The organism is Actinoplanes sp. NPDC004185, from assembly GCF_053603475.1.
In genome coordinates this window covers 66,381-85,958 of sequence record NZ_JBSGFR010000029.1, presented here as the reverse complement: position 1 = coordinate 85,958, position 19,578 = coordinate 66,381, and the positions used below count along the sequence as shown (strand labels likewise).

At 71.7% G+C, this 19,578-nt stretch carries 18 protein-coding genes and 1 pseudogene; 11 read left to right on the top strand and 8 right to left on the bottom strand.

The window, feature by feature from the left end:
• Both ACWEOZ_RS27765 and ACWEOZ_RS27760 read right to left on the bottom strand, forming a co-directional pair.
• Window positions 1–687 (bottom strand): FadR/GntR family transcriptional regulator, encoded by a 687-nt coding sequence (locus tag ACWEOZ_RS27765; protein ID WP_451913600.1) that lies wholly within the window; start codon window positions 685–687, stop codon window positions 1–3.
• 10 nt (window positions 688–697) lie between these two features.
• Window positions 698–1,894 (bottom strand): MFS transporter, encoded by a 1,197-nt coding sequence (locus tag ACWEOZ_RS27760; protein WP_451913599.1) that lies wholly within the window; start codon window positions 1,892–1,894, stop codon window positions 698–700.
• Between the two features lie 185 nt (window positions 1,895–2,079).
• On the opposite strand from ACWEOZ_RS27760, the gene lon reads away from it, so the two are divergent.
• Together lon and ACWEOZ_RS27750 are read left to right on the top strand one after the other, a co-directional pair.
• Window positions 2,080–4,332 (top strand): endopeptidase La, encoded by a 2,253-nt coding sequence (gene lon, locus ACWEOZ_RS27755; protein WP_451913625.1) that lies wholly within the window; start codon window positions 2,080–2,082, stop codon window positions 4,330–4,332.
• A 77-nt stretch (window positions 4,333–4,409) separates the two neighbouring features.
• The gene (locus tag ACWEOZ_RS27750; protein WP_451913598.1) at window positions 4,410–5,210 is read left to right on the top strand and encodes an Fpg/Nei family DNA glycosylase; all 801 of its coding nucleotides are present in this window, start codon (window positions 4,410–4,412) and stop codon (window positions 5,208–5,210) included.
• A gap of 9 nt (window positions 5,211–5,219) precedes the next feature.
• Here the strand turns inward: ACWEOZ_RS27750 and ACWEOZ_RS27745 are convergent, their stop codons facing one another.
• Complete coding sequence (locus ACWEOZ_RS27745; protein ID WP_451913597.1) at window positions 5,220–6,011, bottom strand: SAM-dependent methyltransferase; 792 nt, start codon at window positions 6,009–6,011, stop codon at window positions 5,220–5,222.
• A gap of 159 nt (window positions 6,012–6,170) precedes the next feature.
• On the opposite strand from ACWEOZ_RS27745, the gene ACWEOZ_RS27740 reads away from it, so the two are divergent.
• Window positions 6,171–7,604, top strand: coding sequence for an MFS transporter (locus ACWEOZ_RS27740; protein ID WP_451913596.1), 1,434 nt, complete (start codon window positions 6,171–6,173; stop codon window positions 7,602–7,604).
• A 6-nt stretch (window positions 7,605–7,610) separates the two neighbouring features.
• On the opposite strand, the gene ACWEOZ_RS27735 is transcribed toward ACWEOZ_RS27740, so the two are convergent.
• A complete protein-coding gene (locus ACWEOZ_RS27735; RefSeq protein ID WP_451913595.1) occupies window positions 7,611–8,819 on the bottom strand; it encodes a PQQ-dependent sugar dehydrogenase in 1,209 nt (402 codons plus the stop codon).
• A 222-nt stretch (window positions 8,820–9,041) separates the two neighbouring features.
• Here ACWEOZ_RS27735 and ACWEOZ_RS27730 point away from each other — a divergent pair, with 222 nt between their 5' ends.
• Genes ACWEOZ_RS27730 through ACWEOZ_RS27720 form a run of 3 tightly spaced genes read left to right on the top strand, consistent with a single transcriptional unit; the run spans window position 9,042 to window position 11,639 of the window.
• Window positions 9,042–9,413 (top strand): hypothetical protein, encoded by a 372-nt coding sequence (locus ACWEOZ_RS27730; protein ID WP_451913594.1) that lies wholly within the window; start codon window positions 9,042–9,044, stop codon window positions 9,411–9,413.
• Window positions 9,410–10,981, top strand: a complete 1,572-nt coding sequence (locus tag ACWEOZ_RS27725) for a sensor histidine kinase (protein WP_451913593.1) — start codon at window positions 9,410–9,412, stop codon at window positions 10,979–10,981. The genes ACWEOZ_RS27730 and ACWEOZ_RS27725 overlap by 4 nt, the downstream gene beginning before the upstream one ends.
• Window positions 10,971–11,639: a response regulator gene (locus ACWEOZ_RS27720; RefSeq protein WP_451913592.1), complete on the top strand. Its 669-nt coding sequence runs from the start codon at window positions 10,971–10,973 to the stop codon at window positions 11,637–11,639. The genes ACWEOZ_RS27725 and ACWEOZ_RS27720 overlap by 11 nt, the downstream gene beginning before the upstream one ends.
• Before the next feature lie 10 nt (window positions 11,640–11,649).
• Here ACWEOZ_RS27720 and ACWEOZ_RS27715 read toward each other — a convergent pair whose 3' ends face one another.
• Together ACWEOZ_RS27715 and ACWEOZ_RS27710 are read right to left on the bottom strand one after the other, a co-directional pair.
• Window positions 11,650–12,999, bottom strand: coding sequence for an MFS transporter (locus ACWEOZ_RS27715; protein ID WP_451913591.1), 1,350 nt, complete (start codon window positions 12,997–12,999; stop codon window positions 11,650–11,652).
• Between the two features lie 50 nt (window positions 13,000–13,049).
• Entirely contained in the window at window positions 13,050–13,895 is an 846-nt protein-coding gene (locus ACWEOZ_RS27710) for an alpha/beta hydrolase family esterase (RefSeq protein WP_451913590.1), read from the bottom strand.
• A gap of 81 nt (window positions 13,896–13,976) precedes the next feature.
• Between ACWEOZ_RS27710 and ACWEOZ_RS27705 the strand changes: the two genes are divergently transcribed.
• The 4 genes from ACWEOZ_RS27705 to ACWEOZ_RS27690 are packed head-to-tail and all read left to right on the top strand — an operon-like array spanning window position 13,977 to window position 17,302.
• Window positions 13,977–14,561: a TetR/AcrR family transcriptional regulator gene (locus tag ACWEOZ_RS27705; protein ID WP_451913589.1), complete on the top strand. Its 585-nt coding sequence runs from the start codon at window positions 13,977–13,979 to the stop codon at window positions 14,559–14,561.
• Complete coding sequence (locus ACWEOZ_RS27700) at window positions 14,558–15,577, top strand: NADPH:quinone reductase (protein WP_451913588.1); 1,020 nt, start codon at window positions 14,558–14,560, stop codon at window positions 15,575–15,577. The genes ACWEOZ_RS27705 and ACWEOZ_RS27700 overlap by 4 nt, the downstream gene beginning before the upstream one ends.
• 5 nt (window positions 15,578–15,582) lie before the next feature.
• Window positions 15,583–16,059 (top strand): SRPBCC family protein, encoded by a 477-nt coding sequence (locus tag ACWEOZ_RS27695; RefSeq protein WP_451913587.1) that lies wholly within the window; start codon window positions 15,583–15,585, stop codon window positions 16,057–16,059.
• The gene (locus tag ACWEOZ_RS27690; RefSeq protein WP_451913586.1) at window positions 16,052–17,302 is read left to right on the top strand and encodes an endo-1,4-beta-xylanase; all 1,251 of its coding nucleotides are present in this window, start codon (window positions 16,052–16,054) and stop codon (window positions 17,300–17,302) included. Before ACWEOZ_RS27695 ends, ACWEOZ_RS27690 begins: the two co-directional genes overlap by 8 nt.
• 5 nt (window positions 17,303–17,307) lie before the next feature.
• Here the strand turns inward: ACWEOZ_RS27690 and ACWEOZ_RS27685 are convergent, their stop codons facing one another.
• Together ACWEOZ_RS27685 and ACWEOZ_RS27680 are read right to left on the bottom strand one after the other, a co-directional pair.
• Window positions 17,308–17,928, bottom strand: coding sequence for a phosphotransferase (locus tag ACWEOZ_RS27685; RefSeq protein ID WP_451913585.1), 621 nt, complete (start codon window positions 17,926–17,928; stop codon window positions 17,308–17,310).
• A 17-nt stretch (window positions 17,929–17,945) separates the two neighbouring features.
• Window positions 17,946–18,095, bottom strand: a pseudogene (locus tag ACWEOZ_RS27680) (phosphotransferase); the annotation flags it as partial.
• A 232-nt stretch (window positions 18,096–18,327) separates the two neighbouring features.
• On the opposite strand from ACWEOZ_RS27680, the gene ACWEOZ_RS27675 reads away from it, so the two are divergent.
• The gene (locus tag ACWEOZ_RS27675) at window positions 18,328–19,563 is read left to right on the top strand and encodes a multidrug effflux MFS transporter (protein WP_451913584.1); all 1,236 of its coding nucleotides are present in this window, start codon (window positions 18,328–18,330) and stop codon (window positions 19,561–19,563) included.
• Window positions 19,564–19,578 lie beyond the last annotated feature (15 nt).

Sequence of the window (19,578 nt, the reverse complement as noted above, 5' to 3'; positions counted from 1 at the left end):
TCAGGCCGGGGTGGCCGGCTCCGCGCCCTCGATCATCGGCTGCAGCAATGTCGACATGGTGGCCGCCGCGCGTTCGGAGTCGCCGTCGACGATTGCTTCGACCAGGTCGGCGTGCAGCTGGGCCAGGACGTCCGTCTCCCCGGCCACGTCGTGCAGCTGCACCTCCTCGAACACGCCGAGCAGTCCTTCGTAGACCTCCTGCATCAGCGCGTTGTGGGTGGCCCCGACCACCGCGCGGTGCAGGGCGGAGTCGGCGCGCACCCGCTGGTGCGCATCGCCATCGGCCCAGGCGTGTTGCCGCTCGTGCAGGAGCGTGACCAGGCGCTGGGTGTCGGCCTCGGTGCGGCGGACCGCGGCGATCCGGGCGGCCGCGGCGTCGAGGGCCAGCCGCAGCTCCAGACTGTCCCGGCGGGAGGTGGCCGCGACCCGGCGGGACACCGACGAGCGCAGGTCGGACGTCGACACCACGAAGGTGCCGCGGCCCTGCTCGCGCCGCAGGATGCCGGCCTGCACCAGGGAGCCGATCGCCTCGCGGACCGTGTTGCGCCCGGCGCCGCTCCACTCGACCAGCTCGGATTCGGTCGGGATCTTGCTGCCCAGCGGCCAGGTGCCGTCGGTGACCTGGGACCGGAAGAGGTCGGTCACGCGGGTGCTGAGGGCGGCGCGATCAAAACTCGGTCGGGACACGGGGTGCAGCCTAATCGGCGGGCGCGGGAACCGGCCGGCACGCGGCCCAGCCGGCGCCGAGGGTGATCAGCAGGGTGGCCGCCAGCAGCACGTACGTCGAGTCCCAGCCGTCGCTGAGCTGGTTGATCGCGCCGAGGCTCAGCGGGCCGACGCAGCCGATGCCGTAGCCGACGCCCTGGACCAGGCCGGACAGCCGGGAGGCGCTCTGCGGGTCGGCCGCGCGGGCGCCGATCAGGGTCAGGCAGAGCGGGAAGGTGCTCACGCCGAAGCCGAAGGCGGTCGCCCAGACGAACGCGCCGGCCGCCGGCGCCACCAGCATGCCCCCGTAGCCGAGACCCATCAGCGCGACGCACACCACGACGATCGGATAGCTGTTGCGCAGGCGCTTGGTCAGCGGCGGCACCACGAAGGCCGCGATCAGGCCGAGCCCGGCGAACCAGGACAGCAGCAGCGCACTCGCCGTCGCGCTCAGCCCGGCGTCCTGCAGCATCGCCGGGAACCAGGTCACCAGCGTGTAGACGTGGAGCGTGGTCATCGCCATCAGACCGATCAGGCCCAGCACGAGCGGGGTGCGCCAGGAGACACGCGCCGGCGCGGGGACCGCGGCCGGGGCCGGCTCGGTCCGGGTACGCGACCGGGGAACCGCGACGAACCACAGCACCGCCGCCACGGCGGTCACCGCGGCCCAGGCGCCGGCTGCCGTACGCCAGCCGTACGCGTGGGCCAGCGGCAGCGCGAGCAGCGGCGCGGCGAGCTGGCCGACCTGCAGCAGCACCATGTACATGGTGCTGACGCCGTGCAGCCGCTCCGGGAAGTGCTGCTTCACGATCGGGATCAGGATGACGTTGGACGCGCCGACCCCGGCGAAGGCGATGACGGTGGCGACGATCATGACGGCTGGGGACCACGCGACGGCACGCAGCAGGATGCCGAGGGTGGTGGCGGTGACGGCGAGCGCGGCGGTGCGTTCCAGGCCGAGCCGGCGGGCCAGCGGCGGGGCGGCGAACGCGGCCACCGCGAAGCAGGCGGTCACGATCGTGCCGATGGCCCCGGCGACCAGCGGCCCGAAGTGCAGATCCGCGGCGGCGTCCCCGGTCAGCACGCTGAATCCGGTCACGGCCGTGCGCAGGTTGAGGGCGGTCAGGGCGACGGCGAGCAGGATGCCCCGGGCCAGCCGGGCCGGGGCGTGCGTGGTGGTGGTGGACACCGGACCAGTGGAACATGGGATTATGGGATGAATCCAGTACGGAGTGATGTTCGCCTGCAGTGAACAGCGGAAGATCGGGAACGGCCCCGAGGTTGAGCGCAACATACTCAACTTCTCGGAGGTACCGAGTGACCAGCAAGCGACTCCCCGTGTTGTTCCTTGACGACATCGTCCTGCTCCCCGGCATGGTCGTCCCGATCGAGCTGGACGAGGCCGCGCAGGCCGCTGTCGACGCGGCCCGCACCTCGGCCGGCTCCGAACTGCTCATCGCCCCGCGCCTCGAGGACCGCTACGCGACCCACGGCGTCGTGGCGAGCCTCCAGCAGGTCGGCAAGTCCCGCGCCGGGTCGCCCGCCGCTGTCCTGCGTACGGGCGTACGCGCCAAGATCGGCGGCGGGGTGACCGGCCCCGGCGCGGCCCTGTGGGTCGAGGTCGAACCGGTCACCGCCGGCGCGACCACCGAGCACGCCCGTGAGCTCGCCGCCGAGTACAAGCAGCTGGTCGTCACGGTGTTGCAGCGCCGTGAGGCATGGCAGGTCATCGATTCGGTCAGTGCCATCGACGACCCCGGCGACCTGGCCGACACCGCCGGCTGGGCGCCGTACCTGTCCAACGACCGCAAGCGCGAGCTGCTGGAGACCGCCGATGTGGAGGCCCGGCTGCGGTTGCTGATCGAGTGGACCGGCGACTTCCTGGCCGAGTCCGAGGTCAGCGACAAGATCGACAGCGACGTCCGTGAGTCGGTCGAGAAGCGCAACCGCGAGTACCTGCTGCGGGAGCAGCTCAAGGCCATCCGCAAGGAGCTGGGCGAGGGTGAGGCCGACGGCAGCGACGACTACCGCGCCCGGGTCGAGTCGGCCGAGCTGCCGGAGAACGTCCGCGAGGCGGCGCTGCGCGAGGTCGGCAAGCTGGAGCGCGGCGGCGAGCAGAATCCGGAGGCGGGATGGATCCGGACCTGGCTCGACACCGTCCTGGAGCTGCCCTGGAACGTCCGCACCGAGGACGCCGTGGACCTCGACGCTGCCCGGGCCGTCCTCGACGCCGACCACCACGGGCTGGACGAGGTCAAGGAACGCATCGTGGAATACCTCGGTGTCCGGGCCCGCCGCGAGTCCCGGGGCCTGTCGGTCGTCGGCGGCCGCGGCTCCGGCGCGGTGATCCTGCTGGCCGGGCCGCCCGGGGTCGGCAAGACGTCGCTGGGTGAGTCGGTCGCGCGGACGCTCGGCCGTAAGTTCGTCCGGGTCGCCCTCGGCGGTGTCCGCGACGAGGCCGAGATCCGCGGCCACCGGCGTACCTATGTCGGGGCGCTGCCCGGCCGCATCGTGCGGGCCGTCCGGGAAGCCGGCTCGATGAACCCGGTCGTGCTGCTCGACGAGGTCGACAAGGTCGGCAGCGACTACCGCGGCGACCCCGCCGCGGCGCTGCTGGAGGTGCTGGACCCGGCGCAGAACCACACCTTCCGCGACCACTACCTCGACCTGGACCTGGACCTGTCCGACGTGCTGTTCATCGCGACCGCGAACGTGCTGGAGACGATCCCGCAGGCGTTGTTCGACCGGATGGAGCTCATCTCGATCGACGGCTACACCGAGAGCGACAAGGTCGCCATCGCCCGCGACTTCCTGGTGCCCCGGCAGTTGGAGCGCGCCGCACTGTCGCCCGGCGAGGTGACGGTCACCGAGGACGCTCTGCGGGAGATCGCGGCCAACTACACCCGGGAGGCCGGCGTACGGTCGTTCGAGCGCCTGCTGGCCAAGACGTTCCGCAAGGCCGCCCTCAAGGACCTGCCCGTCACCATCGGTCCCGCCGACCTCAAGGACCTGATCGGGCGGCCCCGGTTCCTGCCGGAGTCCTCCGAGCGGACCGCGGTCCCCGGCGTGGCCACCGGCCTGGCCGTCACCGGAATGGGTGGCGACGTGCTCTACATCGAGGCGTCGCTGCTGCCCGGCGACAAGGGCGGGCTGTCGGTCACCGGCCAGCTCGGCGACGTGATGAAGGAGTCGGCGCAGATCGCCCTCTCCTACGTGCGGGCGCACGCCGAGGAGTTCGGCATCTCCCCGGAGCAGCTGGACCACCCGATCCACCTGCACGTGCCCGCCGGCGCGGTGCCCAAGGACGGGCCGTCCGCCGGTGTCACCATGACGACCGCGCTGGTCTCGCTGCTGCTCGGCCGCAACGTGCGCGCCGAGGTCGGCATGACCGGCGAGGTGTCGCTGACCGGCCGGGTCCTGCCCATCGGCGGCGTGAAGCAGAAGCTGCTCGCCGCGCAGCGGGCCGGCCTGACCGAGGTGTACCTGCCGCAGCGCAACGAGCCCGACCTCGACGAGGTGCCGGCCGACGTGCTGAAGGCGCTGACCGTACACATCGTCTCCGACGTCCGGGAGATCCTCGGCTCGGCGCTGGAGCCCGTGTCCACCGGCATGGTCGCGGCGGCCTGAGGGTAGTTGCCGTACACAGGAGGCAGCCCGGGCGAACAGCCCGGGCGGCTCCCGCGTCCACCGATCGGGGAGAAGCCATGCCGGAGCTGCCGGAAGTCGAATCGGCGCGGGCGGTCATCGAGCGCGCCGGCCTGCGCCGCGAGATCGTCGGCGTGGACGACTCCGACACGTACGTGTGCCGTCCGCACCTGCCGGGCCAGATCCGCGACGCGCTGGTCGGGCGGACCCTGACCGCGGCGCACCGCCGGGGCAAGAGCATGTGGTGCGATGCCGGCGACGACGGCCCGGAGCTCGGCATCCACCTGGGCATGTCCGGCAAGATCGTGATCGCCGACCCGGACGGCTCCGAGATCGACGGCGGTGACTACTGGGAGGGCCGCCGCCGGCTCGGCGACTACCGGTGGGGCCGCTTCTCGCTGACGTTCGCCGACGGTGGCCGGCTGATGCTGGTCGACCCCCGCCGGCTCGGCCGCGTACGCCTGGACCCGCCGATCGCCTCGCTGGGGCCGGACGCGGCCACGATGACCCCGGCCGAGTTCCGCACGGCGCTCGCGTCCGGCACCGCGCCGGTCAAGGCGCGCCTGCTCGACCAGGAGGCGATCGCCGGGATCGGGAACCTGCTGGCCGATCAGATCCTGTGGTCGGCGCGCGTCAACCCGGGGCGCCGGGTCGACAAGCTCACCGCCGACGACGTCGACCGCCTGCTGCGGGCCACGCGCCGGGCGGTCCGCTCGGCGATCAAGGACGGCGGGGTGCACACCCTGGGGATCATCCCGTTCCGCGTACCGGGAGGTCATTGCCCCCGCGACGGCGCGCCCATGGTCAAGAGCACCGTCGGCGGGCGTACGAGCTGGTGGTGCAGCCGGGAGCAGGCCTGAACCGGCGGGTCAGCGTTTGAGGGCGACTGCGCCGTACATGTAGACGTCCTTGTCACTGACGTGCTTGTCCTCCTCGGCGGGGTGCCAGTGGTGCACCGGCACCACCCCGGGCTCGACGAGCTCGAACCCGGCGAAGAGCGCTTCCACCCCGGCGCGGTTGCGGGCCACCACCGGCACACCGTTCTGGTTGTAGGTCCGCACGGTGCCCGGACCGCCGTCCGGGTCGTTCTCGACGGTCACGCTGGAGATCGCCAGGGCGCTGCCGGGGGCCAGCGGCTGCGTCAAGCGGGTGATGATGTCGCGGGCCTGCTCGTCGTCGGTGATGTGCTGCAGCACGGCGATCAACGTGAGCGCGACCGGTCTGGTCAGGTCGAAGGCGGCGACGTCCGGTGAGCTGAGGATGTCGTCGGGCCGGCGCAGGTCCGCGTCCAGGTAGGCGACCCGGCCGGTGCCCACCGGAGTGAGCAGCGCCCGGGCGTGCGCGAGCACGAGGGGGTCGTTGTCCACGTACACGACCGACGCGTCCGAGGCGATGCCCTGCACGGTCTCGTGCAGGTTGGGCTGAGTGGGCAGACCGGTCCCCACGTCCAGGAACTGGCGAATACCCTGGGTCGCCAGGTAGGTCCCCACCTTGCCCATGAACCGGCGGTTGGCCCTCATCGAGATGGCCAGGTTCGGCGTGTGCTTCAGCATCTCGCCGGCCGCCGCCCGGTCGGCCTCGAAGTTGTCCTTGCCGCCGAGCAGGTAGTCGTAGATCCGGGCCGAGTGCGGTCGGTCCGGCTGCAGGTCGATCGACGACATTCTGGCTCCCAGGAAACGGTCGGAAGGCTCCAACTTGACACACCGGACGGGCGTCCGCCACCCCCGGCACTCCGGCCTTCCGCCCTGTCGCCGGGGTGATCTCGCACTCCTTCTCCCGTCCGCCGCGTGATGACGACTCGCGCGGGGTAGGTAGGCAGGGTGACGGAGAACAATGTGGGGCTGCGCTCCGAACGCGGCCCGGTCCTGCTCGCGGTGATGCTCTCCACCGGGCTCATCGCCATCGACTCGACGATCATCGCCACCGCGGTGCCGTCGATCGTCGACGACATCGGCGGCTTCACCGAGTTCCCCTGGCTCTTCTCCGTCTATCTGCTGGCCCAGGCCGTGTCGGTGCCGATCTACGGCAAGCTCAACGACCTGTTCGGCCGCAAGCCGGTGATCCTCTGGGGGATCGGGTTGTTCCTGGTCAGCTCGATCCTGTGCGGCGTGGCCTGGAGCATTCTGCCGCTGATCGTCTTCCGGGTGCTCCAGGGCCTCGGCGCCGGGGCGATCATGCCGACCACCATCACGATCATCGGCGACCTCTACTCGGTCCGCGAGCGGGCCAAGGTCCAGGGGTACGTGGCCAGTGTCTGGGGCATCGCGTCGGTGGTCGGGCCCACCCTGGGTGGGGTGTTCTCCGAGTGGGTGTCGTGGCGTTGGATCTTCTTCGTCAACATCCCCATCTGCCTGCTGGCCGGGGCCGCGATCTGGCGCCGTTTCCACGAGCGGGTCGAGCGGAAGCGCCCGGCCGTCGACTACCGCGGCGCCGGCCTCCTCGCCGCCGGTCTCACTCTGCTGATCCTGGGCGTGCTCGAGGGCGGTCAGGCCTGGTCCTGGGCCTCACCGGTCAGCATCGCGATCCTCGGCCTCGGCGTGGCCCTGCTGGTCACGTTCGGCTTCGTCGAGCGCTCCGCGCCCGACCCGGTGCTCCCGCTGTGGATCTTCCGCCGCCGGCTGCTGGTCAGCAGCGGCTTCCTGTCGGTCGGCGTCGGGGCGATCCTGCTCGGCCTCAGCTCCTACATTCCCGTGTACGCCCAGGAAGCCCTCGGGGCCGGCCCGCTGGTCGCCGGTCTCGCCCTGGGCGCCCTCACCATCGGCTGGCCCATCTCGGCCAGCCAGGCCGGCAAGGTGTACCTGCGCATCGGCTTCCGCGGCTGCGCCCTGATCGGCTCGACGCTGGTCGTCGGCGGGGTCGCGCTGTTGCTGCTGCTCGACCGGCAGTCCTCGGTCGTCGAGGTCGGCGCCTACTGCCTGGTCATCGGCCTGGGCATGGGTCTGACCGCGGCGCCCACGCTGATCGCCGCGCAGTCCAGCGTCGGCTGGACCGAGCGCGGCGTGGTGACCGCGAACAACATCTTCCTCCGCTCACTGGGCAGCGCCCTGGGCGTAGCGGTCTTCGGCGCGATGGCCAACGCGGTGGTCGGCCGCGGCGCCGTCGACCCGGCCCGGCTGACCGACGCCGTGCACCGCATCTTCATCGCCATGCTGCTGGTGTCCGTGGTCATGGTGGTGCTGGCCGGCCTGATCCCCCGCTCGGCGGACAAGGTGACCGAGGAACCGGCCACCGCGTCACCCGCTCCGGCCCGATAGCGCGATTCAGCGGTTCGCCACCGCGCTGGACGGTGGCTGGACGCGCTCGAAACGCACCCGGTTGAGCCAACCCGGGAGGTCGCTGAGCACGTACAGCTCGCCGTGCACGTCGGTGCCGAACGCGGTCGGCTGGGTCGGGAAGCGCCCGATCGTGGCGGACTCGTAGCCGCCCCCGGGCTGGGGACGCACGGCGAACGCGAGGGTCGAGCAGTAGTCGCTCGCGATGTAGGTGCCCCGGGCCTCGGGGGTCCGGGACCCTCGGTACACCACGCCGCCGGTCACCGAGCAGCTCTCCGTCATGAAGTGCTCGTACTCGAAGACCGGGTCGGTGTACTTCCCGCCGGGCGTGCACTGCTGCGGATCGAAGACCGGGGTGCCCTCCCGGCAGGACCAGCCGAGGTTCGCGCCCCGCTGCGACGGGCGGATGTGGTCGACCTCCTCGACCAGGCCCTGGCCGACGTCGCCGATCCACAGCGAGTTGTCGGCCGGGTCGATGGAGAACCGCCACGGGTTGCGCAGCCCGTAGACCCAGATCTCCGGCCGCGCGCCCGCCGTACGGACGAACGGGTTGTCGAACGGCACACAGTAGGGCTTCGCCCCGCAGGCGCGGTTCACGTCGATCCGTACGATCTTGCCGAGCAGAGTGCCGAGGTCCTGGCCGGCCTTGAACGGGTCGTTCGCGTGCCCGCCGTCGCCGAGCGACCAGTAGAGGTAGCCGTCGCGGCCGAACGCCACCTGCCCGCCGTTGTGGTTGCCGTACTCGGAGTGCTCCTGGGTGAGCAACACCTGGAGTCGCTCCGGGGCGCTGAGGGGCACCCGGGCCAGGGTCAGCGTGCCGGCCGGCAGGCTCGTGTAGGCGACGTAGAGGATCCCGGTCCGCGCGAAGTTCGGCGCCGGCGTGATGCCGAGCAGGCCGCGCTCGTTGTCCGACGTGTCGATCCGGGCGGTCAGGTCGAGCACCGGCTCGGCTGCCAGGCCCGTGTCGGGGTGGTAGGCGCGGACGGTGCCGTCCTTCTCGGCGATCAGCATCCGGCCGTCGGGCAGCCCGGTGATCGCGATCGGGCGCCGCAGGCCGGAAGCCACCTGTTCGGACACCACGGTCAGCTCGGCGAGGGGCGCCACCCGGGTGTGGGCGGGGCCGGCCGCGGCGATGCCCGGCACCGACACCGAGGTCAGCAGAAGCGCGGACAGGACCAGTGCGAGTCGTCGCGACATGTCGGCTCCTCGAGCAGAGTGACGGACACAGACCTGGGAGCGCTCCCAGAATATATTGATTTCCGCCAATGTCTACCCCGCCCGGTGCGCCGGCGGCCGGGCGCGGCGGGCGTAGTGGCACTTTCGTACCATCGACGGCGATCGAAGATCATTCAATGGGCCGTCGAACCCTGGTCGCCTTCTCGGAATCCTGGACCCATCCGACGGAACGAGGAGACAGACATGCGCAAGGTCCTTCTGATCATCGCCGGCGTGGTCGTGCTGGTGTGCGGCGTCGGCGGCTGGTTCGGCTACCGGGCCCTGGACGTGGGGCGGGAGATCAGCAGGTCGTCCATCACGCAGCAGCAGTTCGACGCGCAGGCGGTCGGGACCGCGGAGACCACGGTGCGCGATGCGCTGCCGACACCGCTGGACGACGACGAGGAGACCATCTACGGCGACGATCCCACCCGGCAGGGCAAACCCGCCGGCGCGACCTGCGCCTACTACGCGCTCAAGCCGCTGACCGAGAGCAAGAACCGTCCGCTCTTCCGGTTCTGTTTCGCCGGCGGCAAGCTCACCGAGAAGAAACAGATCAGGATCGACGGCGCATGAGGCGTCCGGCAGCGGCGGTGGCGTCGGGGTGGGCAGCGGTACGGGCGGCCGGACCGGGCCGGGTCGCGTACGAGATCGTGCTGGCCGTCGCGCTCGCGGGCGTGACGGCTGGTCTGTCGTTGCTCCGTGACGTCCCGCCCGCGCAGCTTGCCGGTTACGCCGTGCTCGACGCCGCGCTGGTCGCCGGGCGGCGCCGGTTCCCCGGGGCCGTCCTGATCGTCTCGGCGGCTGTCGGCAGCGGGGCCGGCCGGTCGGACATGGTGCTGCTCTTCGGCCTCGGATACTCCGCCGGATACCGGATCCGCGGGGCAGGGCGACTGGCCGCCACCCTTACCGCGGTGCTCGCCTGCCAGATCGGCGGGGGCCTGCTCCAACTGCGGGCGTTCAGTCTGCCCCAGGTCCTGTTCACGGCCGGTCTGTTCATCGTCGTCATCGTGTTCCCGGCGACGCTCGCCCGGCTCTCCGCCCAGCGCCGGCGAATCCTCGTGCTCATGCATGAGCGGACCGTGCACCTCAGCGAACAGCAGCAGATCGTCGCCGAGCGGGCCCGGGTCCGCGAGGCGGCCCGGATCGCCCGGGAGATGCACGACTCGCTGGGCCACCGGCTGACGCTGATATCCCTGTACACCGGCGCTCTGCGTTCCGCACCGGAACCGTCCCCGGAGACGTTGCGGTTGCTGCACGCCACCGCCACCTCCGCGATGGACGAGCTGGGGGACATCCTCGCGGTGCTGCGCGAGGAGTCCACCGAGGACGAGCCCCGGCAGCGCGCCACGCTCGCCGACGTCGAGAAGCTGGTCACCGACGCCCGGGCGGCCGGCGCGCGGATCGAGCTCGACCGCTCGGGTGCGGCCGTCCCCGTCCCGGCCATGATCGATCAGGCGGCGTACCGCACGCTGCAGGAGGGCATCACCAACGCCTTGCGGCACGCCCAAGGCAGCGCCATCCGAGCGGCCGTCCGGTACGAGGACGACGCGCTGATCCTGGAGGTCGTCAACGACGCGGGTCGCCCGCACCGCGGCGCCACCAGCGGCCAGGGCCTGTACGGCCTGGCCGAGCGCGTGCGGATCGCCGGTGGCGTGCTGTACCACGGCGCCGAACCGGGCGGCGGGTTCCGGATCGCCGCCACGCTTCCGCTTTCCGGTACCGGCCCGGCGGGCGCGGAACCCCGCAGCGTGAAAGCGGCCCCGGTCGAGGAATTCGGCGAGGACCTGCGTCGCGTCGACCAGCGCCGCCGGGTCTGGACCGCGGCCGCCCTGCTCACCGTGGTGCTGGTGATCGCGTTGTGCGCCGGTGGCCTGTGGATCGGTCTCCGGCAACAGAGCGTCAGCCGGGCGACGTACGACGAGCTGCGGATCGGTGACGCGGCAACGGCCGTACGGAAGAAGCTGCCGGACAAGACCGCCCGGCTCGGCCCCGGCTCAGCCGGCAGGCCGGTGCCGCCCGGCGCCGACTGCCTGGTGTACCGGGCCGCTCCCGCGCTGCGACGCCAGGACGGCGAGGGATACCGTTTCTGCTTCCGAGCGGGAGCCCTCATCTCGAAGGAGACGCTCGACGATGTCGATTGACCCGGCCCCGCTGCGCGTCGTGATCGCCGACGACGACGAGCTGACCCGCGGCGGCATCCGCCTGGTCCTCGGCGGCATCCCCGGCGTCGAGGTCGTCGCCGAGGCCACCGACGGCGTCCAGGCCCGTGACCTGACGATCCGGCACCGTCCGGACGTCGTCCTGCTGGACATCAAGATGCCCGCGCTGGACGGCCTGGCGGCACTGCGGGAGATCTCCCGCAGTTCGAAGGCCGCGGTCCTCATGCTGACGACGTTCGGTGAGGTGGACTACATCGACGAGGCGATCGCGGGCGGCGCGGCCGGCTTCGTCCTCAAGAGCTCGGCCGCCGACGAACTGGCACCGGCCCTGCGGGCGGTCGCGGCCGGCGAGATGTTCCTGTCCCCACCGGTGACCCGCCGGGCTGTCACCCAGCTCCGGCGACTGCGCCCCTCCCCGCCGGGTGAAGCGGCGGCGGCCCGCCTGGACGGGCTCAGCGACCGGGAGCGTGAGGTGCTGAGACTGCTGGCTCAGGGATTGTCCAACACCGGCATCAGCGAGCGTCTCGTCATCTCCGAGAGCACCGTGAAAACCCACGTCAGCCGGATCCTGCTCAAGCTGGGCTGCGACAACAGGGTGCAGGCGGCGCTGTTCGCCCACCGTGTCGGGTTGCTCGACTGAGCCGGGCGGCTCACCCGGCCACCGCGGTCCCGGGCGCGGCGGGCGCCGGCTCCTGCGCGTACCGGGCGCTGAGCCGCCGGTACGGCCGGCTGCCCAGTGCGGCCACGGTGGCGATCAGGCCGACCACCCCGGTGAGCACGAACACCAGCGCGAGCCCGCGATCGGCGCCCGTGCCGAACCAGCTGCCGATCGTCCGGGCCCCGGCGCCGTCGGTCATGAACGGGATGACCACGAACTGGGCCACCGGCGCGATGAGGAACGCGGTCAGCGGGGAGGCGGCCTGCTCCACGCTCTGCGCGAAGCCGAAGACCCGGCCCTGCCGCTCGTACGGCACCACCTTCTGCAGGATGGTCTGCTCGGCCGCCTCGGCGAACGGTACGGCCAGCATGTAGACGTACAGGCCCGCCGCCATCAGCCAGACCGAGGAACGCAACGGGAACACCAGCGTCACGGTCCACAGGGTGACGTTGACCAGCAGCAGCAACCGGACCGGGTTACGGCTCAGCCCGGTACGCGCGATGAGCAGCCCGCCCACGATGAACCCGGTGCTCAGCACGCCCCACAACAGTCCCCACGCCTGCACCGAGACGAGAGACAGCCCGTACGCGTCCAGCAGCGCCATGAAGACGCCGCCGAGCAGATTGTTGAACGCGGAGAACAGGATCAGCGCGGGCAGGCCGGGCACCTCGGCCACCACGCGGATCGTCCCGCGCAGGTCGACGCGGCGTTCCTCGCCGGCGGGCACGTCCACCGCCGGGGCGGGCACCGGCACCACGGCCAGGTGGACCAGGGCGAGGACCAGGACGACCAGGGCCGGCACGAGCACCCAGACCATGCCGTCGATCGCCACCAGGAGGCCGCTGATCACCGAGGTGACCAGGAACGAGGTGCCCGACGTCGTGCCGACGAGCCCGTTGGCCCGGTCCCGGGCATCCTCGTCGATCAGCACGGTCACCAGCGTCGGCAGCGCGATCGTGCGGATGCTGCCCGCGATGACGCCCACCATGAGCAGCAGGACGAACGCCCACAACGTGACGCTGCCCGCCTCGGTGAACGAGGCCGGGGGTGTCACCAGATACAGGGCGAAGGCGGCCGCGTACAGCAGGAGCGAGACGGCCGCGGAGACCTGCATCATCGTCTTCTTCGCGTGGTGGTCGACCAGGCTGCCGAACCAGATGCCGGTCAGCGCGGTGAGCACGAGGAACACGGCGGCCACCAGACCCGTGGCGAAGACCGAGCGGGTCTGCAGGTACACCCAGAAGGTCACCGCGAACCAGACGGTGTAGTTCACCACCGACACCAGCAGCGTGCTCGCCAGCAGGTGGAAGAACGTACGGCGGTGGCCCGTGATCGCGGTCATGGCCCGACGGTAGAACCTCGAGAGGGGTTCATGTCCACTCGTTTGCCGCGTCACCGGCCGAAGGCGAAGAACTCCGCGATCGCTTCGGTCACGTACACGTCCGTGGCGGTCCGGCCCATCAGTCTCGGTGAGGGCGTGGCGCCGGGAATGGTGTGCCCTCCGCCGTGGACGGTGTAGAGGGTGACCGGTGCGTGCCCGTCCTGGCGGTAGTCGGTCCGGCTCACCGAGGTCCGGCCCGGCCGCCCGGCCCGCGCCGGCAGGTCGACGGTGACCGGGGCGGCGGTGATGCCGTTGCGGGCAGCGAAGTACGCGGCGGTCTCCGGTGCGGACAGCATCGTGCCGCCGACCTTGAAAGCGAACCGCGCCCAGGCGGCCATCTGCCCGCCGCCGTACGGCACGATCCGGTCCTTCGTGCCGTGGAAGAACAGCACCGGCTTCGGCACCACCGGCAGGCCGGGCAGCACGAAGTTGTCCGGCGCGGGCTGCTGGGCCGCGATGACGACGCCACCGTCGAGCAGATCGGGCCGCTCGTGCAGGAGCCGGATCACCAGGCCGCCGCCGTTGGAGAAGCCCGCCGCATAGACGGGGCGGCCGTCGCCGAGCTGTTTGACGGCCGTCTCGGCGAACGCCACGTCGTCGATGTTCTGCACCCGGGCCGGGAAACGGCTGGCCTTGCGGGAGTCGTTCCAGTTGCCCCGGAAACCGTCGAGGTACGCGACAGCGGCGTCGCCCACCTGGTCGAACGCGTTGCCGGTGAAGGTGCGGAACACGCCGGCGTTCTGCGTGGAGCCGTGGAAAACCAGCAGGAGGCGGTCGTGGTCGCCGCCGGGCGGAGTGACCAGCGTGTACGTGCGGGGCCGGCCCGCCACGTCGATCTCGCCCCTGGTGATGGTCATGAGCAGGCCCCCCACACGTACGGATGATCTATCCGCTTCACCGTAGCATGAAGTGGATGAGGTATCCGTTATCCTGGTCACGTGACGACCACCCGGATCCGCAAGGACGCGGCCCGCAACTGGCAGCACATCGTCGACACGGCCCGGCGCTTCGTGGACGACGGCGAGTCCCTGCGGCTCAACGACGTCGCCCGCGCGGCTTCGATCGGGGTGGCCACCGTCTACCGCCACTTCCCGACCCCGGAGGCCCTGCTCGAGACGCTCGCCCGTCCCGGCCTGGAAGAGCTCGTCGCCCGGGCCGACCGCGCCGCCGCCGACGAGGCGTGGGAGGCGTTCGCCGGCTTCCTGCTCGCGGGCATCGACGCCCAGCTGCGGGACGCCTCCATCCAGCCCGTTTTCGCCGCCACGGCGCACGCCCTGCCGGAGACCACCGCATTGGTCACCCGCCTGACCGCGGCGACCGGCCACCTGCTCGACCGCGCCCAGGCCGCGGGAGTCGTCAGCCCCGACGTCACCCACGACGACGTCGTCCGCCTGATGTGCGGCGTCGTCTTCGCCGCCACCGTGCACGCGACCCCGGACGAGCGCGCCCCGCTGACGCGGCGCTATCTGGACGTCGTTCTGACGGGCATCCGCACCGCCCGGCCTGGGAGAATCACGGCATGAAAGCCATCGTGTACGGCGCCACCGGCGATCCCGACGTTCTTCAGCTCGCCGAGCGCGACCTGCCCAGCCCCGGCCCGGGCGAGGTACGCGTCCGGGTCGCGGTGTCCGGCGTCAATCCGACCGACTGGAAGACCCGCTCGGGTGCCACCAACTCACTGCAGTTCCCCGAGGTCACGCCGCACCTGGACGGCGCCGGAGTGATCGAGGCGGTCGGCGCGGGCGTCGACCCGGGCCGGGCCGGGCAGCGCGTCTGGCTGTACATGGCCACGGCCGGGCGCCCGACCGGCACCGCCGCCGAGTTCACCGTCGTCCCCGCCGCGCAGGCCGTGCCACTGCCGGACGCGGTCGGGTTCGACGTCGGCGCCTCGCTCGGCGTACCGGCTCTCACCGCGCACCGGGCCCTGACCGTCGCCGAGGACGGGCCGCGGCGCCTGCGGCCCGGAGCGCTCGACGGCAAGGTGGTGCTCGCCGCGGGCGGGGCCGGTGCGGTCGGGCATGCGGTCATCCAGCTCGCCCGGTGGGCCGGCGCCACCGTCATCAGCACGATCAGCGGACCGGAGAAGGCCCGGCTGGCCACCGCGGCCGGCGCCCACCACGTGATCAACTACCGCGAGGGTGATCCGGCCGCGAGCATCCGGGAGATCGCCCCGGACGGCGTCGACATCGTCGCCGAGGTCGCGCTGGGCGCGAACCTCGCCCTGGACCTGGCCGTGCTGCGCACCCGGGGCACGATCTCGACGTACGCCAACGACGGCGGCAAACCGGTCCAGCTCGACGTACGGCAGAACATGACGCTGAACACGCGCTTCCAGTTCCTCGTGCTCTACACGGTCGGACCGGAGGCGCTGACGGCGGCCGCCGAGGACGTCGCCGCCGCGGTGAACGACGGCGTCCTGCCGGTCGGGGAGGAGCACGGCCTGCCGCTGGTCCGTTTCCCGCTCGCCCGCACCGCCGACGCGCACCGGGCGGTGGAGCAGGGCATGGTCGGCAAGGTCCTGGTCGACGTCACGTCCTGACGCCGATGCCCGCACTCATCGAGGTCACGACGGACATCCATGCGGATGCCGAGGTGGTCTTCGAGCTGGAACTGGACATGGACGTCCACGCCGCTTCCCTGGCCGCGAGCCGGGAGACGGCTACGACGAGCACGGGCAGGCGCGAGGTCCGGCTCGGGGACGAGGTCACGTTCCGAGCGCGTCACTTCGGCATCATCTGGTCCATGACCAGCCGCATCACCGCGCACGATCCGCCGCGTCGGTTCGTCGACGAGCAGGTCCGCGGTCCCTTCCGTACTCTCGTCCACGAGCACGGTTTCGAGGATCTCGGCGGCGGGTGGACCCAGATGACAGACCGCATGACGGTCACCGCGCCGTTCGGTCCGCTCGGGGTTCTGGTGACCCGGCTGGTGCTCTCGCCGTATCTGCGGCGACTGCTCGAGCAGCGCGCGGCCCACATCAAGCAGCTCGCCGAGGACCGGGAAGGAACGGACAATGCCTGACGAGGACATGCCGCACCGGATCGGCGAGGTGACCCTCACCGTGCTCGGGCCGGACCGGAGGCCGCTCAGCGACCGGGTCGTCACCGTGGCCCAGCAGCGGCACGCGTTCCCTTTCGGCAACATAGGATTCGACTTCGTCAGCCTCGTCGGAGGCCCGCCACCCGACGCGGCCGGCCCGGCCTTCGGCGGCGCGACGGCCCTGACCCTGGACCGGCTGGGCGACTTGTGGCTCAACCTGTTCAACACCGCGACCCTGCCGTTCTACTGGGGACCTTACGAGCCGCGGCCGGGCACGACCGACGTCGAACGGCTGACGAGCACCGCACACTGGCTCGCCGACCGCGGCGTCACCGTCAAGGGTCACCCGCTGGTCTGGCACACGGTGCAGCCGCCGTGGCTGCTCGACCTGGACCTCGGTGAGGTGGAACGGTTGCAGCGCACCCGGATCCGCGAGCTCGTCGGTGGATTCGCCGGCGTGATCGACCTCTGGGACGCCATCAACGAGGCCGTGATCATGCCGGTCTTCGCGAACGGGGACAACGCCATCACGCGGCTGGCCCGGGCCAGAGGGCGCATCGCCATGGTGCGGATGGCGTTCGAGGAGGCCCGCGCGGCCAGTCCGGCGGTCACCCTGGTGCTCAACGACTTCGACCTCAGTTCGGCGTACGAGTGCCTGATCGAAGGGGTGCTCGAAGCCGGCATCCGGATCGACGCGATCGGGCTGCAGACCCACATGCACCAGGGGTACCGCGGCGAGGAGTACATGCGGGGCATGCTCGACCGGTTCGCCCGCTACGGCCTGCCGCTGCACCTGACCGAGAGCACCCTGGTGTCCGGGCACCTGATGCCGTCCGAGATCGTCGACCTCAACGACTACCAGATCCCGGACTGGCCGACGACGCCCGAGGGGGAGGCCCGCCAGGCCGACGAGATCGTCCGGCACTACCGGTCGCTGATGGCCCACCCCGCCGTGGCATCGATCAACTACTGGGGGCTCACCGACGACGGCGCCTGGCTGGGCGCGCCGGTCGGGCTGGTGCTCGCGGACGGCAGCCGCAAGCCCTCGTACGACGCGCTGGAGGGCCTCATCAAGGGACAGTGGTGGCTGCCACCGACCGAGATGCGGACCGGTTCCGACGGCACGGTCGTGGTCCGCGGCTTCTTCGGCGACTACTCGGTGTCCGGAACCCCGTTCACCATCCGCCCCGGCCAGTCCGCCGAGACGGTGCACCTCGACGCCTAGCCCGGTCAGAGGCCCTTCAGGACACGGTCCAGGGCCGACCGGCCCGCGGGTCCCCAGTTCGGCTTGCCGCCGGGCAGGCCGCGGTCCCCGTTCTGGCCCATCAGCATCAGGAACAGGCTCTTCAGGGCAGCCAGGCCGCGGGCCCGCCGGACCGTCGGCTCGTCCGCGCGGGCGTAGCTGTCGAAGAACCGCGAAGCGCCTCCCTCGGGCAACAGCAGCCAAGCGGCCCCGAGGTCCCAGGCCGGATCGCCGGCGAAGAGCGCACCGAAGTCGACGATGCCCGCCAGCGTGCCGTCGGCGACGACGACGTTCGCGGGATGCAGGTCCCCGTGCACCCATACCCGTGGTCCCGGCCACTCGGGGGTCGCCGCCGCGTCCTCCCACACGGCCCGGATGTCACCCTCGGCAAAACCGAAGAAGTCGAGGTCCACGGCGCCCAGGAAATACTCGAACCCGCCCGCGGAGTCCTTGGGGTGGGCGCCGAAGTCCGAGGCACCCGGCGCGTCGGCGGGCGCCTCCACGTGCAGCGCGGCGAGGAACGCCGCCAACGTGTCGGCCGCATGGTCGCCCCGGACGATCGTCCCCTCGTCCAGGGGGTGCCCTCGACCCAGGTCATGACGGTCCACAGCTTGGCGAAGCGCTCGGACGGCGATCCGTCGCGTACCGGCGCCGGGATCGGAAGCGGCAGGCGTGGGCCCAGCACCGGCAGCCAGCGGCGCTCCTTGAGCTGCGGATCGGGGCTCGTGTCCATCCGCTGCATCCGGACGGCCAGGTCGTCCCCGAGGCGCCACATCTGGTTGCCCCAGCCGCCCGCCACCTCGCGGATGGGACGGTCGGCCAGGTCCGGGTGCTGCTCCCGCAGCAGCTCGCGGACCAGATCCGCGTTGATCTCCATCCCGGGCTCGATCACGGGAAGCACGGTACCGGGAGCCGGCGACCCGCCGCGCAGGCGGACAGCGGTGTACTGCCCGTACACCCCTCGTCCGTGACTTCCTCGCCGCGCCGGGGCGAGGTGTGCTGGTCGGGTGCTTGCGCTGACCTCCGTACCCGAACAGCCCCTCGCCCGTCGCCGGCCCGCGCTCACCGCCGGGCTGATCGGCACGGTGATCTTCCTGACCGCCATCGCACCGCTGGCCACCGACATGTACGTGCCGGCGTTCCCGCAGGTGGCCGACGAGCTGTCCGCGTCGGCGACGCAGGTGCAGCTGACCCTGACCACGTTCTTCGTCGGCATGGCCCTGGGCCAGTTGATCGGCGGCCCGGTGTCGGATCAGCGCGGCCGGCGCCGGCCGCTGCTCGTCGCTCTCGTGGTGATGACCCTCGCCTCGATCGTCTGCGCGCTCACCCCGTCGATCGCTGTGATGATGTTGGCGCGGCTTATGCAGGGCTTCGCCGGTGGCTGGGCGATGGTGATAGGCCGGGCGATCATCGTGGACCTGGCGACCGGTGCCCGGCTGGTCCGGGTGCTGAACGTCGTGGCCGGGGTCGGTGGTGTCGCGCCGATCGCCGGGCCGTTGCTGGGCGCGGTCATCCTGCAGCTGTCGCACTGGCGGGTGTCGTTCTGGACCGTCGCGGCCCTGACCGTGGCGATGCTGGTCGCGGTGCTGGTCGCCGTCCCGGAGTCGCTGCCGCCGGAGCAGCGGCACAGCGGCGGTCTGCGCGCGTTCGCCGTCGCCGGGCGCCAGGTGCTGGCCAACCGTCGTTACGTCGGCTATCTGCTGGTCACCGGCTCGGCCATGGCGGCGTTGTTCGCCTACGTGGCCACCTCGGCGTTCGTGCTGCAGTCGATGAACGGGATGTCGCCGATCGCGTACTCGGCCGACTTCGCGGCCAATGCCGCCGGGATGACCGTCGCCGCCCTGGTCGCGGCCCGGCTGGCCGGCCGGGTCGCCACCCGTAAGGTCATCCTCGCCGGGCAGCTCGCCGCCCTGGCGGCCGGTGTCGTGATGCTGGCCGGCGCGGTGTGGTTCGGTACGCCGCTGTTGCTGGCGGCCGGCTGCTTCTTCGTGCTCATGACGGCCCAGGGCCTGATGATCGCCAACGGCGGTGCCCTGGCTTCGGCCGAGGTGCCCGAGCATCCCGGTACGGGTTCGGCGGTTCTCGGCTTCGTCCAGTGGGTGGCCGCCGGAACCATCGCCCCGCTCGCCGGGCTCGGCGGCGAACACACCGCGGTACCGATGGCGCTGCTCATGGTCGGCGGCGCTGTCCTGTCCATGGTCGGACTCCTTGTGCTGGCCCGGCCGGCCGATGCACCGAGCTGACTCGTCGCGGCTCGG

Excerpts from the sequence above, each read along its gene's own strand:
- ACWEOZ_RS27735 (WP_451913595.1), bottom strand. The coding sequence starts at position 8,819 with ATGTCGCGACGACTCGCACTGGTCCTGTCCGCGCTTCTGCTGACCTCG.
- ACWEOZ_RS27700 (WP_451913588.1), top strand. The coding sequence starts at position 14,558 with ATGAAAGCCATCGTGTACGGCGCCACCGGCGATCCCGACGTTCTTCAG.
- ACWEOZ_RS27715 (WP_451913591.1), bottom strand. The coding sequence starts at position 12,999 with ATGACCGCGATCACGGGCCACCGCCGTACGTTCTTCCACCTGCTGGCG.
- lon (WP_451913625.1), top strand. The coding sequence starts at position 2,080 with ATGGTCGTCCCGATCGAGCTGGACGAGGCCGCGCAGGCCGCTGTCGAC.
- ACWEOZ_RS27745 (WP_451913597.1), bottom strand. The coding sequence starts at position 6,011 with ATGTCGTCGATCGACCTGCAGCCGGACCGACCGCACTCGGCCCGGATC.
- ACWEOZ_RS27725 (WP_451913593.1), top strand. The coding sequence starts at position 9,410 with ATGAGGCGTCCGGCAGCGGCGGTGGCGTCGGGGTGGGCAGCGGTACGG.
- ACWEOZ_RS27690 (WP_451913586.1), top strand. The coding sequence starts at position 16,052 with ATGCCTGACGAGGACATGCCGCACCGGATCGGCGAGGTGACCCTCACC.
- ACWEOZ_RS27750 (WP_451913598.1), top strand. The coding sequence starts at position 4,410 with ATGCCGGAGCTGCCGGAAGTCGAATCGGCGCGGGCGGTCATCGAGCGC.
- ACWEOZ_RS27730 (WP_451913594.1), top strand. The coding sequence starts at position 9,042 with ATGCGCAAGGTCCTTCTGATCATCGCCGGCGTGGTCGTGCTGGTGTGC.
- ACWEOZ_RS27695 (WP_451913587.1), top strand. The coding sequence starts at position 15,583 with ATGCCCGCACTCATCGAGGTCACGACGGACATCCATGCGGATGCCGAG.
- ACWEOZ_RS27720 (WP_451913592.1), top strand. The coding sequence starts at position 10,971 with ATGTCGATTGACCCGGCCCCGCTGCGCGTCGTGATCGCCGACGACGAC.
- ACWEOZ_RS27710 (WP_451913590.1), bottom strand. The coding sequence starts at position 13,895 with ATGACCATCACCAGGGGCGAGATCGACGTGGCGGGCCGGCCCCGCACG.